This window comes from Peribacillus sp. NPDC056705 (assembly GCF_043656335.1).
Genome location: NZ_JBHTYI010000001.1, coordinates 100,378 through 117,413 on the forward strand (window position 1 = coordinate 100,378; position 17,036 = coordinate 117,413).

Annotated in this window: 22 protein-coding genes; 14 read left to right on the forward strand and 8 right to left on the reverse strand. The window is 42.6% G+C overall.

Annotated features, from left to right (window positions below; translation table 11 throughout):
- Positions 1–82 precede the first annotated feature (82 nt).
- Positions 83–430 (reverse strand): YojF family protein, encoded by a 348-nt coding sequence (locus ACFRAK_RS00475; protein ID WP_076368396.1) that lies wholly within the window; start codon positions 428–430, stop codon positions 83–85.
- A gap of 124 nt (positions 431–554) precedes the next feature.
- The gene (gene pdxK, locus ACFRAK_RS00480) at positions 555–1,382 is read right to left on the reverse strand and encodes a pyridoxine/pyridoxal/pyridoxamine kinase (protein WP_181762157.1); all 828 of its coding nucleotides are present in this window, start codon (positions 1,380–1,382) and stop codon (positions 555–557) included.
- Positions 1,383–1,752: 370 nt separating this feature from the next.
- Between pdxK and mobA the strand changes: the two genes are divergently transcribed.
- From mobA to ACFRAK_RS00500, 4 genes are read left to right on the forward strand one after another with little or no spacing between them, the layout of a single operon-like run.
- Positions 1,753–2,385 carry a molybdenum cofactor guanylyltransferase gene (mobA, locus tag ACFRAK_RS00485; protein ID WP_394571146.1) on the forward strand — a complete coding sequence of 211 codons (633 nt, stop codon included), beginning with the start codon at positions 1,753–1,755 and terminating at the stop codon, positions 2,383–2,385.
- Positions 2,378–2,842, forward strand: coding sequence for a molybdenum cofactor biosynthesis protein MoaE (locus ACFRAK_RS00490; protein ID WP_387601449.1), 465 nt, complete (start codon positions 2,378–2,380; stop codon positions 2,840–2,842). Before mobA ends, ACFRAK_RS00490 begins: the two co-directional genes overlap by 8 nt.
- On the forward strand, positions 2,835–3,068 hold the full coding sequence (gene moaD, locus ACFRAK_RS00495; RefSeq protein WP_387601446.1) for a molybdopterin converting factor subunit 1: 234 nt from the start codon (positions 2,835–2,837) through the stop codon (positions 3,066–3,068). Before ACFRAK_RS00490 ends, moaD begins: the two co-directional genes overlap by 8 nt.
- Before the next feature lie 24 nt (positions 3,069–3,092).
- Entirely contained in the window at positions 3,093–4,112 is a 1,020-nt protein-coding gene (locus tag ACFRAK_RS00500) for a MoeB/ThiF family adenylyltransferase (protein ID WP_387601443.1), read from the forward strand.
- A gap of 77 nt (positions 4,113–4,189) precedes the next feature.
- Here ACFRAK_RS00500 and ACFRAK_RS00505 read toward each other — a convergent pair whose 3' ends face one another.
- Together ACFRAK_RS00505 and ACFRAK_RS00510 are read right to left on the reverse strand one after the other, a co-directional pair.
- On the reverse strand, positions 4,190–4,537 hold the full coding sequence (locus tag ACFRAK_RS00505; protein WP_192207294.1) for a YflT domain-containing protein: 348 nt from the start codon (positions 4,535–4,537) through the stop codon (positions 4,190–4,192).
- A gap of 135 nt (positions 4,538–4,672) precedes the next feature.
- Positions 4,673–6,106, reverse strand: a complete 1,434-nt coding sequence (locus tag ACFRAK_RS00510; protein ID WP_394571148.1) for a phospholipase D family protein — start codon at positions 6,104–6,106, stop codon at positions 4,673–4,675.
- Between the two features lie 152 nt (positions 6,107–6,258).
- Here ACFRAK_RS00510 and ACFRAK_RS00515 point away from each other — a divergent pair, with 152 nt between their 5' ends.
- From ACFRAK_RS00515 to ACFRAK_RS00525, 3 genes are all read left to right on the forward strand, one after another.
- Complete coding sequence (locus ACFRAK_RS00515) at positions 6,259–6,939, forward strand: uracil-DNA glycosylase (protein ID WP_387601436.1); 681 nt, start codon at positions 6,259–6,261, stop codon at positions 6,937–6,939.
- Positions 6,940–7,209: 270 nt separating this feature from the next.
- Positions 7,210–7,467 carry a YwdI family protein gene (locus ACFRAK_RS00520; RefSeq protein ID WP_192207291.1) on the forward strand — a complete coding sequence of 86 codons (258 nt, stop codon included), beginning with the start codon at positions 7,210–7,212 and terminating at the stop codon, positions 7,465–7,467.
- Between the two features lie 23 nt (positions 7,468–7,490).
- Entirely contained in the window at positions 7,491–7,859 is a 369-nt protein-coding gene (locus tag ACFRAK_RS00525; protein ID WP_076368389.1) for a DUF423 domain-containing protein, read from the forward strand.
- A 76-nt stretch (positions 7,860–7,935) separates the two neighbouring features.
- On the opposite strand, the gene gerQ is transcribed toward ACFRAK_RS00525, so the two are convergent.
- Positions 7,936–8,451 carry a spore coat protein GerQ gene (gerQ, locus tag ACFRAK_RS00530; protein WP_394571149.1) on the reverse strand — a complete coding sequence of 172 codons (516 nt, stop codon included), beginning with the start codon at positions 8,449–8,451 and terminating at the stop codon, positions 7,936–7,938.
- Between the two features lie 414 nt (positions 8,452–8,865).
- Complete coding sequence (hemQ, locus tag ACFRAK_RS00535; protein WP_260285869.1) at positions 8,866–9,615, reverse strand: hydrogen peroxide-dependent heme synthase; 750 nt, start codon at positions 9,613–9,615, stop codon at positions 8,866–8,868.
- Positions 9,616–9,877: 262 nt separating this feature from the next.
- On the opposite strand from hemQ, the gene pta reads away from it, so the two are divergent.
- Both pta and lipL read left to right on the forward strand, forming a co-directional pair.
- On the forward strand, positions 9,878–10,864 hold the full coding sequence (gene pta / locus ACFRAK_RS00540) for a phosphate acetyltransferase (RefSeq protein WP_394571151.1): 987 nt from the start codon (positions 9,878–9,880) through the stop codon (positions 10,862–10,864).
- 34 nt (positions 10,865–10,898) lie between these two features.
- On the forward strand, positions 10,899–11,747 hold the full coding sequence (lipL, locus tag ACFRAK_RS00545) for an octanoyl-[GcvH]:protein N-octanoyltransferase (RefSeq protein WP_377448635.1): 849 nt from the start codon (positions 10,899–10,901) through the stop codon (positions 11,745–11,747).
- A 213-nt stretch (positions 11,748–11,960) separates the two neighbouring features.
- Here the strand turns inward: lipL and ACFRAK_RS00550 are convergent, their stop codons facing one another.
- Positions 11,961–12,707, reverse strand: coding sequence for an RsfA family transcriptional regulator (locus ACFRAK_RS00550; protein WP_394571152.1), 747 nt, complete (start codon positions 12,705–12,707; stop codon positions 11,961–11,963).
- A 290-nt stretch (positions 12,708–12,997) separates the two neighbouring features.
- On the opposite strand from ACFRAK_RS00550, the gene ACFRAK_RS00555 reads away from it, so the two are divergent.
- The 3 genes from ACFRAK_RS00555 (at position 12,998) to ACFRAK_RS00565 (ending at position 15,306) form a co-directional block, all read left to right on the forward strand.
- Entirely contained in the window at positions 12,998–13,219 is a 222-nt protein-coding gene (locus ACFRAK_RS00555) for a YuzB family protein (RefSeq protein WP_048683566.1), read from the forward strand.
- A gap of 237 nt (positions 13,220–13,456) precedes the next feature.
- A complete protein-coding gene (locus ACFRAK_RS00560) occupies positions 13,457–14,764 on the forward strand; it encodes an HD domain-containing protein (protein ID WP_096339124.1) in 1,308 nt (435 codons plus the stop codon).
- 32 nt (positions 14,765–14,796) lie between these two features.
- Positions 14,797–15,306, forward strand: a complete 510-nt coding sequence (locus ACFRAK_RS00565) for a YwgA family protein (RefSeq protein WP_076368383.1) — start codon at positions 14,797–14,799, stop codon at positions 15,304–15,306.
- 29 nt (positions 15,307–15,335) lie between these two features.
- Here ACFRAK_RS00565 and ACFRAK_RS00570 read toward each other — a convergent pair whose 3' ends face one another.
- A complete protein-coding gene (locus tag ACFRAK_RS00570) occupies positions 15,336–15,521 on the reverse strand; it encodes a 2-hydroxymuconate tautomerase (protein ID WP_034315897.1) in 186 nt (61 codons plus the stop codon).
- Positions 15,522–15,660: 139 nt separating this feature from the next.
- Between ACFRAK_RS00570 and ACFRAK_RS00575 the strand changes: the two genes are divergently transcribed.
- A complete protein-coding gene (locus ACFRAK_RS00575; RefSeq protein WP_394571153.1) occupies positions 15,661–16,335 on the forward strand; it encodes a site-2 protease family protein in 675 nt (224 codons plus the stop codon).
- Between the two features lie 42 nt (positions 16,336–16,377).
- On the forward strand, positions 16,378–16,887 hold the full coding sequence (locus ACFRAK_RS00580) for a YwhD family protein (protein WP_394571154.1): 510 nt from the start codon (positions 16,378–16,380) through the stop codon (positions 16,885–16,887).
- Positions 16,888–17,036: the final 149 nt, after the last annotated feature.

Genomic DNA, 17,036 nt, shown 5'->3' on the forward strand with positions numbered 1-17,036 from the left:
CCGTTCTACTTACAGTGAGTATGGTTATTGGTGAATGGGAGTTTTCATCGGAATCATATGATATATATCAAGCAAGTTGTCATCATTCAAAGGGAGTGGGACTGAGCTGCATGGAGACAGCGAGCTTTCCGGAAAAATCAAGGCCTGCCAATAGCAATCTCCCCTGTTCATCCAATTCGAAGTGGTTAACGCCTTCTGCATATACCCAGCCAATATTGAGCTTCAAGCCGATGCGGTAGGGTCCATCCCCAACTATCTTCCCATGTTCATACTGTATAAAAGCATTACGAATATAGGCACCTGCCGAAAAGAAAGCTTCATCTACATGAGTGGCATAGGCGCCATTTGTCGTTTCAAGGTGAAGATATACATCTTGTCCTGCGAAAGAATCAATGGCATTTTGCACCTCTGTACGGTCTATAGGTTTCATTCTATAATTTCCTCCTTAACTGGGCGGCTAGATAAGCTTTTCCTTCTTTCCATTTTACTAAATAAAAGCAAAAAAAGCGAAAAAGGCCGCTCGATGAATTTGAGCAGCCATTAAACTTGATGTTTTATTTTTGTGTTTTTTCCGCAATTCCATATTTATGGTATGCACCATGATTGACAGGCCCAACATAGTCATTCATCTTCCAAGAATGGCGAACCGCCTCGGTAATGAAGTCTTTAGCAATGAGGATAGCCTCACGCGGGCTTTTCCCTTCGGCCAATTGGGCTGCAATAGCTGCAGAAGAAGAACAGCCGGCACCATGTGTATTGGTCGTTTCGATTTTTTCTGATTCTAGGATTTCGAATTCTTTTCCATCATATAAAAGGTCGATGGCTTTATCAAGATCCAGCTTATTACCGCCTTTGATCAAGACATATTTTGCACCAAGTGCATGAATCTTCTCAGCTGCAGCCCTCATGTCATCAATCGTCTTGATAGGCGCAGTTCCCGCTAACTGAGCGGCCTCGAACAGGTTTGGCGTGACTACAGTTGCACGTGGAACAAGCAGTTCCCGCAGAGCTACGGCCGTTTCAGGGTGCAATACTTCATCTTCACCTTTACATACCATAACTGGATCGATTACGACTTTGTCCAGCTTCAGCTCGTCTATTTTACGGGCAACAAGTTCAATGATTTCCACTGATCCAAGCATTCCCGTTTTCATTGCGTCAATGCCGATTGATAAAATCGTTTCGATTTGGGCTTCCAAAACTTCGACCGGCGTAGGGAATACATTATGCGACCAGCCATTCTTCGGATCCATCGTCACGATTGTCGTTAAAGCGGACATACCGTAAACACCGAATTCTTGGAATGTCTTTAAATCTGCTTGAAGACCAGCACCGCCGCTCGAGTCCGATCCGGCAACTGTCATAGCTCTTTTCATAGTCATTATGTGACCTCCTCAGGAGAATTAGTTTTCGATATTATCAGCATACCAGTTAATATCCTATTTTTAGAATATACCAAAATTTCTTTTATGTAAAACTTAGTTTTCACCCTATTATGAGTGTCTTAGAGAAAGAATTGCAATGGTTACGCATAAGTCATTTTTTCGGACCTGGAATTCTGGAAATCGGATGGACGGGTTGCCTGCTTTTTTAGCTTTGGACCCCACTTTCCATCCTTTGATATACAAAGTAAAGTTTGAGAAGGTGTCATTATTTTCAAAGTTGATTTAAAATATTTAAATATAGCGGACACATTTAGTATAGCTTTACCGTTCTATGCCGGATTAAACCCAAAAAGGGAGGGAGATTCTTGTGGAATGGACAATGTTGCTTTTAGCTGGTGGGAAATCAAGTCGTATGGGAGTGAATAAGGCCCTGTTGACCATAGGTGGCGTTGTGAACATTTCAAGAGTGGCATCCGAATTGAAAAAGGTATCAGAAAACATCATGGTCATTACGAATACTTTTGAAGAATATCATTTTCTGCAACTTCCGCTCATTCCGGATTTACATAAAGATCAAGGCCCGCTTGGCGGATTGCATGCAGGGTTGACCACATCGAAAACGGAGCTTCAGTTTCTTGCAGCCTGTGATATGCCGTTTGTGAGTGCAGAAGCCATAAAGGATATCATCTCCCATCATGAACCTGAATTCGATGCTGTCGTTCCAGAAATAAATGGCAGGCTCCAGCCGCTTTTTGCTGTTTACCATAAAAGGTGCCTTCCTGCATTGACGGAGTGTTTATTAAAACACGAATTAAAAATGAGTCTATTTTTAGAAAAGATTTCGGTGAAAGTCATGAAAGAAACCGACTTTAAGTTATATCGCGAGAATCCTGAACATTTTCAATACCTTTTTTTCAATATGAATACAATGGAAGATTATCAAGAGGCAGGTTATATTGATCAAACTGAATTATATATAAAGGATGGTAGACATGAATAATAATATTTCAAAAGAGCCGATTGTCATCCAGGAAGTGATTGATAAAGTAGTCAAGCGAAATGCAGGTGCCGTAACGACCTTTATTGGTACAGTGAGGGAAATGACGAAAGGAAAAAAGACTCTCTTCTTAATTTACGAAGCGTATGAGCCGATGGCCATCAAGAAATTGGAGCAAATCGGATCTGAGATCAAGGAACGTTGGCCTGATGCAGAAACGGCGATCACCCATCGTGTAGGTAAACTTGAAATCACGGATATCGCAGTGGTTATTGCCGTTAGTACGCCACATCGAAATGATGCATACGAGGCGAACAGGTATGCGATTGAAAGAATTAAAGAAATCGTCCCGATCTGGAAAAAAGAACACTGGGAAGATGGGGAGACATGGGTAGGAAACCAGTTGGAAACCGTTCCATATCCATCGGGGAAACCGGAAAAGGGGGATATTGATGATTAATGTACTTTTATTTGCCCAATTGAAAGATGAGCTAGGCAAAGAGACTCTTTCTATAGAGGGAAGTGGAATGAGTGTGGCGGAGCTAAAAGGAAAAATGAAGGTGGATTTTCAATTGGAAGGTCTAGAAACCGTGATGACGGCGGTCAATGAAGAATTTGCCGATGATGACACGCTTCTATCTGATGGAGATACAGTTGCTTTCATTCCACCAGTAAGTGGGGGCTAAAGCGTTCGGAAGGGAGGGTTCAAGGTGAAAGAGCGATATTCAAGGCAGACTTTATTCGGCCCCATTGGTGAAGAGGGCCAATTGAAAATTATGAAGAAGCATGTCTTGCTTCTTGGTGCAGGGGCTTTGGGATCTGCTAATGCCGAGGCCCTCACTCGGGCAGGAGTAGGAAAGCTTACCATTGTCGACAGGGATTATGTAGAGATCAGTAATTTACAGCGGCAACAAATGTATACGGAACGGGATGTCGAGGAGAAACTGCCAAAAGCAGAAGCGGCAAAGCGTCATTTGTTTGATATCAATCATGAAGTTGAAGTGAATGCCATCATCATGGACGCAACTGCCCAGAACCTCGAACAGTTGCTTGGTGATGTTGATTTGATATTGGATGCAACCGATAACTTTGAGACACGGATGATTATTAATGATTTATCACAAAAGCTTCATATACCGTGGATTTATGGGGCATGTGTGGGGAGTGTTGGCATGACTTTGACGATCCTTCCCGGACAGACTCCATGTTTGCACTGTTTGCTGAAAGCAATCCCCATTCAAGGAATGACCTGTGACACAGGAGGAATCATATCACCAGCTGTAACGATGGTAGTGGCACACCAAACTGCCGAAGCTTTGAAAATCCTTGTTGAAGATTGGAAATCGGTACGGCCTGCACTTGTTTCTTTTGATCTGTGGAGAAATCAATACCAAACCGTTAAATTGACAAAAGCAAAAAAGAAGGATTGTCTCTCATGCGGGGAGAAGAGGACCTACCCCTTTTTAACACTGGAAAATGCAACGAAAACGGCTGTTCTTTGCGGGAGGGATACTGTACAGGTAAGACCGCCAAAACCTTTGGAACTTCAACTCGAGAAACTGGCCAAAGATCTGGACGGCAGCGGCTATTTGGTGAAATTCAATCCATTTCTTCTCTCTTGTGAAAAAGCTGGGGAGCGTATCGTCATTTTCAAGGATGGCCGGGCGTTGATTCACGGTACGAAGGACATGGTCCATGCAAAGGCCACGTACCAAAGCATCCTGGGATAATGAGTATAAAAAACGAGGCTGCCGGTTAAGGAGCCTCGTTTTTTTATGAATCCATATAGGGTAATGGTTAGCGGGTATTAGTGTGTAACCCCGTCTTTATTATCTTGTTTGGAAGCAACGATGACTACTTTTCCTTCGTCAAGCACTTCCTCGTAACGTTCTGCCTCCATATCACTAAGGCCAAGGTTGCTCATTCGGTTACGAAGTTCATCTCCGCGTGATTTAAAGAGATTTCCGACGGTATCAAGGAAACCTTGTTCCTTCATGCCTACATCTTCTGTATTTGTATTCTCGGTAAGGTGTTTTGAACGGGTTTTATCATGGGCAAACAAATATACATCGTCTTTCGTATAACCTGATGTAACTAATTCATCGATTTTTTCCTTTGCTTGTAAACCGTTTTCTACTACATGTACTTGATACATATAAACTCCTCCTTGAATTTAGTGAGATTCTCTTGAATATAGGTAAATGGAATCTTGCTTATTACAGTTGCTGTGCGGCTATAGTAATATATAACCTCATTTGGGCACTGATAAACATTTATATAAAAGAAAATTTTAGTAAGTGGTGAAGCGGAACACCTTCTGAATGCGGTAGGTCAAGTATTTAAAGACAGGCAGTTTCTTCTGGTATGCACTGTAATCCACCGTGTATGTTCCATTTTGATTTGTCCAGAGTCTTTGAAAATAGCTATCGACGTCCTTGGAGACATCCGCATCATTTGGAGCATGGATTTCAACATTCGCTTCAAGATTATAGTCATCTAGATTGCGTGACGTATAATTAGCGGATCCTCCAAGGATAACCGTTTCATCAGCTCTTTGGATCATCATCAACTTTGTATGGAACTGTTCTTTATCTGTTTTGTACCAGCGGATCGAGATGTTTTCATCCCCCAGTTTTTCGAATTCGGCGGCAACCGGAAGATTGGGAAGCCCGATTTTTTCACTTCCGAAAGCGTTTTGGTTCGGATCCAGTATCATTTGAATCTTCACACCCCGTTTAGCTGCATCCGTTAATGCCTCAACAACTCCGCGATCGGCAATGTAGAACATGGCAAGGTGGATGTTGTCCCCCTTTTTTGCATCCTTAATAGCCTTAAGGACATGTTTATTAATTTTTCCTTCCGTTAGCAGTTGTACTGATATCGGTCCTTTATCTGCTGATGTCCCTTTAAATTCAGGAAATGACTTCGGCCCTCCCGAGAATTTCGAAGCGGCTTCTTCGGATTTGACAAAATCTCCGATGATATTCCCATCCATCTGGAATGCAATATTGGAATGGAATCCACTTGCGTCATGAGGATTGGCAGATGAGATGATGGCCGTTTTTTCAGTAGCGACCACTTTTCGGTGATTGGCTTTGATATTCATCAGTCTAAGATAAGAACGCAAGGTGACCTTTGGTGCGCTTTTAGCCATTGGATTCACAACCCAGCCTTTCCCGCTTTCACCGAACCATTGGAAAAAGGTCCGATATACACCTGAATAGAGAGGATTCGGATCCCGGAGGCGGTCTAAGTTGGTAACAATGACATCAATGCCATTTTTCTTCATCGTTTCCAAGGCCTCTAGCTGGTAGGAATTATAGGAAGTATTCACTTCGTCCGTAATGAAAATGACCTGGAGGCCAGGTTTCTTTTTCTTCTGTTCAACGAGATTATCCTTCAGAGTCTCGGTTAGCTTCGGGAAGTTTATCTTTTCATCATAAAAAGCATTAAACAAAAACATGTCGATTACGATATAAGAATCAGCCTCTTCTATGGCTTGATTTATGGTTTTGAAAATTCGCTGCTCATGTTGTATTTCCCCTTGTTCATCGTGATAGGAAAGGTCATAGATGAAATCGATATCCTCGACATGGTGAACCTTTCCTTCATAGGAAATGCCATCGGGGAGAGGTTTGTAGCTGTTATAGGCGATTACGAGTGCAAGGACGATCAAAATGCTGACAAGCAGATAAAATCGTTTTCTTTTGTACCATTTTTTCATAGGGAATCCTCCAACATGGTTAAATTGCTTGCTGACTTTCTATGTTCCCACTTTTGGGGTATATAGAAACATAAATCGTAATCTATGGAAAAAGGCAAGGCGATGAAGTTTGATATAATATAGTTTCAAAAAGTGGAGAGGGGCTGTGGCAGATGGCAAAGCAGTTATTAACAAATGATTGGTGGCCTCTATTGGAAGAGGAATTCAAAAAAGAATATTACCAGGAGCTAAGAGGATTCATAAAGCAAGAGTACAGTCAGCAGGTCGTTCATCCCGATCAGGACGATATTTTCAATGCACTTCACTATACTCCTTATGAAGACGTAAAGGTTGTCATCCTTGGTCAGGACCCATACCATGGCCCTGGACAAGCACATGGCCTTAGTTTTTCAGTTAAGCCGGGGGTTCGCATCCCGCCTTCTTTAAGAAATATTTTTAAAGAGTTACACACAGATCTAGGCTATGAGGTTCCGAATAATGGTTACCTAGTCGAATGGGCAAAACAGGGAGTGCTTCTATTGAATACCGTCTTGACTGTCCGTGAGGGAGAGGCTCACTCACACCGCGGAAGAGGATGGGAAATCTTTACGAATCAAGTTATTCACCTATTGAATGACCGTCCGAAACCTGTTGTATTCATCCTGTGGGGGAAACCTGCACAAACCAAAATCCCATTAATTGATGAGACCCGTCATAAAATCATTAAGTCTGTACATCCGAGTCCGCTGTCGGCATCCCGTGGTTTCTTTGGCACCAAACCTTTTTCCACAACAAATCAATTGCTGGTGGAAATGGGGGAATCCCCAATTGATTGGAAAATCTCGAACCGATGATATGGGCAAGAAATCGAAACGGGTGAATTGTATGGCGTGCGGCCATTTCTATATAACTTGGGATCCCAGTTTTCCAAAGGGCTGCCGTGCTTTTCAATTTAAAACATCAAACCAGCCTTCTCTTGATGTCTTTCATTCTTCAGGACAGCCATGCTTGAAATTTCAAGCCAAGCCAATTAAGAGGTAGGAAATATGCAAGGTGTTTTCTTCTCTGATTTTTGCTATGCTAGTTATGATAGTTTTGACCTGTATATAGACGAGGTGGTAAAGTTGGATATTTCATCAAGACAAATGTTGGATAAAATCGAAGAGCTTGTTTTAAAAGCGAAACAGGCAAATTCAGAGGATAAGGTGCAGGGGTATGTAATCGCCATTAAGTCCCTTTGTGAAGTAATGGTGGATGAAAAAGCTGCGAACATCAGCATGCCGAAGCCAATCACATTGACCCAGCCCGTTATGCCGGCTACACCGAATGTAGAACCGGTTAAAATGGATGAAGCCAATGGGGAGTCCTTGTTCGATTTTTAAATGAGGGAAGGGGAGCGAAATAATTGAAATTGTTCATCATTTTAGGTGCATTGAATGGGTTTATTGCTGTGGCACTAGGTGCATTCGGCGCACATGGACTGGAAGGGAAAATTCCTGATAAATATTTAGAAACCTGGCAAACCGCTGTTCAATATCAAATGTTCCATGCAGTGGGTTTATTGGTAATCGGTTTATTGGCTGGGAAAATCTCAAGTCCGCTGATCAACTGGTCCGGCTGGCTTATGCTAATAGGAATTATCCTGTTTTCCGGAAGCCTATTCGTTCTAAGCGTTACGCAAATCAAAGTCCTTGGGGCCATCACACCGCTTGGCGGGGTTTCATTCTTGGTTGCTTGGGTTTTGATGATCATTGCTGCATATAAATACTTGTAATGAAAAAATTCATTCCAATAATAAGAAGAGCCTCAAAATCAAATGGATTCTGAGGCTCTTCTTTTTTTGATTTTCTTCACCTTGGGGAGTAGGTGGCAAGCCCAGCGCCTCCAAATGGATATTCATATTCGATTTCTTCATCAAACGTTATATAATCTAAGTATACCATCGGGATTAAGTATCGTTTTCCCGTTTGAGGGTCGCTTATGATCAAGTGATCGCGACCTGCAGCCTCGATGATTCCTTTGAAGATCTTAGCATTCCATTCCTTGTTGTTTTCAAACGTTGTATAAACAGTGGCTAATTTCCCTTTATTCAATCGCAAGATGTTCTCGATGTATGACGCTTCGATCGGGAGCATGCCAGGTATCTGTGGCCCGGAAGTGGCTGGACTCACCTGCATCGGCATTTGTTGTGGCGTGCCTGCCATAGTGGGCTGTTGTGGCTGGAATCCTTGCTGTTGGAATCCTTGCTGCGGGTAACCTTGTTGCGGGCTAGGATTCTGCTGCCTTAGTTCAGGCTCATTATTCTCATAGGGATAATAGGGGCTTCCCCCGTACGGGTAGTTACCATAAGGATTATTTTGTGACATTGCATTCCCTCCTAAATTCAAGGTTTAGTTGATGCTGTGGAATTTGGACAATCCAAGAGTGTGGACTGGGAGAAACTGTGCGATTTATAGCGACCGGTAGTATTGTATATGTTTTCTGGACAATCCCCGGGTGGCTTAAAAAACCACAATGAAAGTTAAGCGATACATAACGGCTGCCGTTCATGATATAAACCATATCCTCTTGCCGGCCAATGAATAGAAGTAACGTTCCTTCACCTCGCTGGAGTCAGGAATTGCCTTGATCAATTTTCCTGATACTGAATGGGACTGTGAAAAAATAAATTCATCACTATTGAAAATGTATGGGATGTGGATTGGATTTATTCCACAGCCGGGGAAAAATAAAAAGGAGGGGACGCAAAAAAAGCTTCCGGAAACCGGAAGCCCATCGTCTTATACGTATAGGAATGAAGGTACGTTTTCTTCCGGCAGGATATTACCTACAAAGAAAGAACCAAATGCGGCGTAACGTGCACTCACTTCATCAAAACGCATTTCATAGATTAATTTTTTAAATTGAAGGACATCATCTGCGAAAAGTGTAACGCCCCATTCATAATCGTCAAAACCGACAGAACCCGAAATGATTTGTTTTACTTTACCGGCATAACTGCGGCCAATCAAGCCGTGGGAACGCATTAAGCCTTTGCGCTCTTCCATGGAAAGCATATACCAGTTATCATCGCCATCACGACGCTTGTCCATTGGATAGAAGCATACGTGTTTCGCTTTTGGAAGTATCGGATAAAGTCTTGAACGGACATGAGGGTTCTGGTAAGGGTCCTCACCATCTCCTCCAGCTAAGTAATTGCTCAATTCCACGACGGAAACGTATGAATAAGCGGGAACTGTATATTCGGCAAGCTTCGTTTTATTGAATTCGTTTTCAATTTCATTCAATTCTTCCATGGTTGGGCGGGCAAACATAAGCATGAAGTCCGCTTTCTGACCTACGATGGAATATAGGGCATGGCTGCCTTCATTGTCGCTTTGTGTCATATTCCATTTATCCAGTAAACCTTGGAATTCCGAGATGGCCAATTGGCGTTCGTCGCTTGATAACGTTTTCCAAGAAGCCCAGTCGATCAGGCGGAAATCATGTAAACAATACCAGCCGTCCAGTGTTTGTGCTGCTTCACTCATTACAATCACTCCTAAGTCTTATTATAACTTTAATATAACATAGTTTCAGTATAAGGAAATTTATATCAACCCGCAAACACCATCACTGTTTTTCGGTGTTCAAACAATTTTCAAATTTGCGTCCGATTGGCAGGGTACCAAAGTGGCTGGAATTTACCTGGCTGCTAGAGTATTCTTAAAAGAAGACGACTATGGATTTTCACCGGATGGTTAAATATTGAAGGAAAGAGGGAAAACGTATCTAAAAAAGGAGGAAGAGCCAATGGGTGATTTATTTGAAATACTGGAAGCGAAAGTTATGGGACATAATTTAAAGATCGTTTTTCCAGAAGGGCTGGATGAACGGATTTTGGGAGCGGCAGCAGGGCTTGCCAATGCTAAACTGGTGACACCGGTATTGATCGGGGATATCGGGTTGATTCAAGAGAAGGCAAAAGATATGAAAATCTCCCTTGACGCAATCGAAATATATGATCCGAAGAATTATATCATGATGGATGAAATGGTTGAAGCGTTCGTGAAGGTCCGTGAGGGTAAAGCGACCGAGGTACAAGCACGTGAAATATTAATGGATGAGAACTACTTTGGAACCATGCTCGTCCATATGAAACTGGCACATGGAATGGTGAGTGGTGCAATGCATTCGACTGCCGATACGGTTCGCCCCGCCTTAAAGATCATAAAAACAAAGACAGGCGTCCAAAAAACATCAGGAGTATTCATCATGGTCCGGGATGAAGAAAAATATGTGTTCGCGGACTGTGCGATCAATATAAACCCCGATTCCCAAGATTTAGCCGAAATTGCTATCGAAAGTGCGAAGACTGCACAAATGTTCGATATCGAACCGCGTGTGGCGATGCTGAGCTTTTCGACGAAGGGGTCGGCAACATCCCCCGAAACCTTAAAAGTGGCTGATGCTGTCGATTTGGCAAAAGAAAGGGCCCCTGAAGTCATTCTTGATGGGGAATTTCAGTTTGACGCGGCTTTCGTTCCTTCGGTAGCAAGAAAAAAAGCGCCGGATTCCCTTATTCAGGGGGATGCGAATGTTTTTATTTTCCCAAGTCTCGAAGCAGGGAACATTAGCTATAAGATGGTACAGCGCTTGGGTGGCTTCGAAGCGGTCGGTCCGATCCTACAGGGGCTGAACCGTCCGGTGAATGACCTTTCGAGGGGATGCAGTGAAGAGGATGTATATAAACTGGCTGTCATTACAGCGGCACAGGGATTTGTGGCGCAGTATCAATAGGCACCCTGAGGATTAAATGTAGAGGGAGATTCGTATGAGTGAAACAGATTCATTATTAATGCAGCAAGAGTGGAGGATTATTGATCAATCTTCCGTTGGGCCTCAGTTTCCAGCTCTGGAGTCCTTTGCGATGGATGATACATTTTGTGCTTCCGTAGGGTCAGGTAAATCAGCGGCCGTAGCGAGGGCGTGGGTACATCATCGAACCATCGTCATGGGTATTCAGGATACGAAGTTGCCTTTTCTTAAAAAGGGGTTGGATCATTTAGAAGAACATGGTTTTCAGGCGATCGTGAGGAATTCCGGGGGGCTGGCAGTCGTGCTGGATGAGGGTGTCCTTAATTTGTCGCTCATTTTTCCTGAAAACGAGCAGAAAATTGAAATCAATCGTGGATATGATGCGATGTGGGAGCTTGTCCAATTGATGTTTGCCGATTTCCCGGTCACGATGGAGGCAAGGGAAATCGTCGGTTCCTATTGTCCTGGAAGTTATGATTTAAGTATTAATGGGCAAAAATTTGCCGGGATATCCCAACGCAGGATCCGCAATGGCGTAGCGGTGCAAATCTATTTGTGTGTCAATGGAAGCGGGGCTGAACGTGCCAGCCTCGTAAAGGGTTTTTATGATGCAGCTAAAGGAAATGCAGAAACCAAATTCGCTTATCCTGATATCGTCCCTTCGGTAATGGCGTCCCTAACGGAATTGTTGGGCGTGCAATTGAGTGTTCAGGACGTTATGCTCAGATTCCTGCATGTATTGAAGGAACATAGTGAAAGGATATTCTCTGACACTCTTTCCGTTCAGGAATGGCCGATGTATGAGGCATACTTGACAAGAGTGGTGGAACGTAATGATAAAGTATTCGATGCATTAAAGGATTGAAATAAAAGAAACCGTTCCAGTAATTCGGGATCGGTTTTTTTCATTAAATACGACTTTAGCATTCACTGAAACTGTAAAAGGCCTGTATGATAGGAGGAGTTCTTGAAACAATGAAAAAAAGAGCCTTGTCGGCTCCCTTTTTTAAGATAAACATGGGTGAAACGGCCTTTGGCATGTGGTTGATCTATTATAACTGAACCCCACATTATCTTATTACTCGGCCATTTTTTCCAAATTGCCATTCCGGTCCATCTTGAACTTCGTTGCCGGACGTTCCTCTTCCTCTAACAAGACCAGCTTTCTTGCCCGATTCATAATATTCATCAAAGTTTCATAATCTTCCTGCATCAAGCCGCTGTTTTGTTCCAGGTGGCTGATTTTATTCTCCAAATCTTCATTTCGCTTTTTCAGCCCTTTAATTTCAAGCTTCAATCTTTCATTTTCGGTTTTTAATACTTCAGCTTGAAGCATGCGGGCGTTCATGGATTCCAAGTAAGCGATGACGGCCTCAAGGCTCATGGCCGTTTCCAGAGTCACTGGCGTGTGCTGTGTCTTAGGAGCGAGGGCTTCAGCCACAACGAATTCCTCTGCTGCTTCATAATTGGTTGTATCGGCTTCGGATTTCGCCTCTAGTTCCTCTTCTTGTACATGGGGAACCATTATATCGGAAATCGTTGGGGACGGCGGTGTATAAAGAAGCCGTTTTTTTCCTCCTTGATCTTTTCCAAGGATCCTTTGCCGCTGCTTACGCTGTTTCTTGGCAAGGGAAAGCGCTTTATCATAATTATGGCGGACAACTGCATTCCAGCGGAATCCGCATGCTGCAGAGGTGCGATTCAACTTATCTCCTACTTCTTCAAAAGCATTAAGCTGAGTGCTGCCTTCCCGCACATGGCGCAATACCGTTTCAGCCAAAAGTAAATCATCTTCTTCTGTCCAGGCGTCTTGACGAACCTTCATTTCTACATACTCCCTTTCTGGTAACTTTTAAAATAAATAACTATATAAAATATCGTGTGGCAGTGATTTATGGAGTGTTCTACTAGCATTTTGGACAAAATCTGGATTTTTTATACAAAAAGGTTAAAAGGATACTAGTTTTTTGATTAATTACATACTTTTACAGCGGCTGCCCTTCCTATTCACACAATCAAGCCCTCTTGATATTCATAAGTAGAAGCGGTAAAATACCCTTTAGTCATATAAATGGATGAAAAATAGTTTGTCATGGAAAGGATGGTGACCGGAGGATGTCCAATGAATTCAGAGTGTGCGATGACTGCTTGGCGGTGAACATTAAAACATTGATCCCGCGTCTTGAAAAGCTTGATCCCGACGCGAAAATTGAAGTGGGCTGTCAATCCTATTGCGGTCCTGGCAGAAAGAAGTCTTTTGCCTTTGTCAATAACCGTCCAGTTGCTGCACCGACAGAAGACGAGTTACTAGATAAAATCAATAAAAAACTAAAGTAGGATCCATGATATATAGGTAGAGTGGATTGTTTGCTTAAGATAAATGGAACAAGTGATCATCACCCAGAATTCAACACACTGCGGTGATTTTTTATTTTCTTATTTTCAAGACAAACTCAGACTGAAACTTCCGTTTTCTTACAAAAGGACCTCTCTTGCTAGCAAGGTGGATGTTAGGGTTTTTTGTCAAAACACGCTATAATGAATGCATCGAGATTATGAAAAAGAGGGAAGTTCATGGGATATTCCGGCGAAAAGTTACAAGAAGAAAAGGTATTCAAGGACCCGGTGCACCGATATATACATGTTCGTGACCGGGTTATATGGGATTTAATAGGGACGAAGGAATTCCAGCGTCTTAGAAGGATTAAACAGCTGGGAACGACTTATTTGACCTTTCATGGTGCGGAACATAGTCGGCTTAGCCATTCGCTTGGGGTATATGAGATTGTCCGGAGAATCGTGGATGATGTTTTCGAGGGCAGACCGGAATGGAAACCTGAGGAACGGTTACTATCCTTATGCGCAGCACTGCTGCATGATTTGGGGCATGGTCCTTTCTCTCATTCTTTTGAAAAAGTGTTTGACCTGGATCATGAGCAATTCACGCGGCAAATAATCCTCGGCGATACGGAAGTGAATAAGATCCTCCTTAGAGTTGGACGTGATTTTCCTAAAAAAGTGGCAGAAGTCATAGCGAAAACCTATAAAGGCAAATTAGTAGTCAGCCTGATTTCAAGTCAGATCGATGCCGATAGAATGGATTATTTACAGCGTGATGCTTACTTCACTGGCGTTAGTTATGGACATTTCGATATGGAAAGGCTTTTGCGTGTAATGAGGCCAAGGGAAGAACATGCCGTCATAAAACAAAGCGGGATGCATGCGGTTGAGGATTACATCATGAGTCGCTACCAAATGTACTGGCAGGTTTATTTCCATCCAGTTACGAGAAGTGCGGAGGTCATACTTACCAAGATTCTACATAGGGCGAAGCATTTATATGAATCCGGTTATGAGTTTGCTCAAGAACCGCACCATTTTTATTCATTGTTCAAGGGTGAAGTGACTTTAACGGACTACTTGAAAATGGATGAAGCGGTGATGCTCTATTATTTCGAAGCATGGGAAGAGGAGAACGATGCGATTTTAAAAGATTTATGCACTCGCTTCGTTAACCGTAAACTATTTAAATATGTGGAATTCCATCCATCGAACAGTCAAATGAACAGGTTGATGGAGTTAAGGACGCTATTCAAGAAGGCAGGCATCGATCCGGATTATTATCTTGTCGTCGATTCTTCATCAGATCTGCCGTATGATTTTTACCGGCCAGGTGAGGAAGAGGAGAGACTGCCGATTCACTTGCTTAAAAATAATGGAGAAATTCGTGAATTATCGCGTGAATCCGAAATTGTCGACGCAATTTCAGGGAAAAGAAGAACGGATCATAAGTTGTATTATCCAGCGGATTTATTGCGTGATGAATCTACGAAGAAAAATATAAAAAAACAGATTCGTAAGCTTTTGGAGCTATCGGATTAAAGTGGTACATTTTTGGTGAGGAGTGACGAGCCTTGTTTAAGGATCATGCAAACATTATCAATGCAATTTCTACTGCAGGTGAAATCTCGGGTCGGAAAAAGTTGCAAAAAATCGTTTATATCGCGAAGAAGCTTTCCTTCCCATTTCATGAAAAGTTTCAATTTCACTTTTACGGACCGTATTCGGAGGAGTTGACCTTACGGATTGAAGAGCTCTGCGAAATGGGTTACTTGAATGAAGTGAGGGAAAAAAAAGCAGGTTATTATCAATATTGTTATTCGATAACGGATGCCGGCCAGGATTTCCTATCCATACAGGAAGTGGAGATGCCGGCACTTGAGGCATGCTTATTGGATATGAACGAACAGAATGCCCGGTTTTTGGAGCTGGTTTCAACGGTGTTATACTTCGACACGCTTGAAAAAGAGGAAGTCACCGAGAAAATTTTCACGCTGAAAAGCAAACAAAAATATACGCTTGAAGAAATTGATGAGGCATATGAATATATTGAGCAGTTAAAAACAAAAGCTAAGCCGAATTGACGGCTTAGCTTTTCCCCATTATGTAAAGCTTATAAATCGCTTTTACGGACACCGGCTACCGCTAAATGATTTTTTGACATTTCTTCAATGAAAATCGTCACGGCTTCAGCTGGTGCTCCAGTTGTTTCCGTAACGGCCGCAGTCACCTTTTCGACTAAAGCTTTTTTTTGTTCGTCTGTACGGCCTTCAAGCATTTTGACTGTTACATATGGCATCTCTTTTCCCCCCTTCCTTCCTTATCTTGTAGTGTTTCACAATGGAAAAAGAATTGCAAGACACGGAAGTCAGAGTTTTTTCACTTCTTGGACTTTTGATGTATACTAACGGTAATAAACAATGGGGGAGAAGCTATCGATGGAATTCTTTGATCAAATAGGACGGTTTTTGCATTATAGCTTGGAAGAACTTCCGTATGTCATAGTGTCACTGTTAATCGCATTTACTGTTCATGAATTTTCACATGCTTATGTGGCCTATAAGTTCGGTGACCCGACTGCAAAAAATGAAGGAAGAGTCACATTGAATCCGATTTCCCATTTGGATCCGATCGGAACATTGCTGATATTAATAGCCGGATTTGGTTGGGCTAGACCTGTACCGGTTAATCGTTTTCATTTCAAGAATCCAAAATTGGCAGGAGTGCTCGTCTCTTTTGCCGGTCCGTTCAGTAATTTGATTGTTGCAATTTTGGGGTTTTTAATCTTTTACGGATTGCTTGCAGCAGGCGTTGGACCTGATTTACCGTTTTTCGTCGAGCCGTTCTTAAATATACTCATAAATTTAAATGTCCTTTTATTTGTATTTAATCTGATACCGCTGCCGCCGCTCGATGGCTATAGGATTGTACAGGATCTTGTTTCAGCGGACTTGCGGGCAAAAATGACCCAATATGAACAATATGGCTCCCTGATTTTTTTGATTTTGATCATCACACCGCTGGGCGATTATACAATCAGACCGATTATGGATACCGGTGTTAAATTTGTAGGAGGCATCTTGAGTCAATTTTTTTCACTTTTGTTTTTTTAACCAATAATAAGGGAATGACAAACGATAAAGGGGGATACAAACATGGAAGAACAACCAAAGAAAAAGGTAGGCTTCAATATTATAAAAAACGACCCTACAGAAGGTCATGGCGGATATGGAGCAGGGGTTTTAACGCTCGATAATATTTCGCCGGTCATCATCGATGTGGATGCAGGTGAAGCGGAGGTCGATATCGGCGCGATGCATGCGAGAAGTGCAGTGGAAAAAGGGATCAAGTTTTTAAAGACTAAAGAGGAAGTCCCGAATGCCAAACCTTACTGGCTTGTTTGGGTGACCATTGAAGCCACTCAAAACGGTCCGCACTATGCAGGTGTGACAGCATGTGAAATGACGGTAGACAGGTCAATTAGACGCGGTTACAAATCGCTTCCGGAGCATGTCAACCGGATGGATAAATCGCTGAAACGAAAAATCATCGTCGAGGACATGGACGATAAATCAAAGCGTGTGCTTGCAGACTTCCTGAAAAACCATGATGAAGGAATGTGGGAGCGCTCTTCAGATCAGCTGAAGGAGTCTTTGACGGTTTGAATCTTGTTTAATGGATGAAATGTTAAGTTTAGTGAAAAATGCACTTGTAGGAAAGCGATAAAATCAGTAAACTTAAAGACAGCAGTTTAGTCACTGTGGAACTAGGACAGAAAAACCCCCGAAGCCTCTGCCGGCTTCGGGGGTTTTTC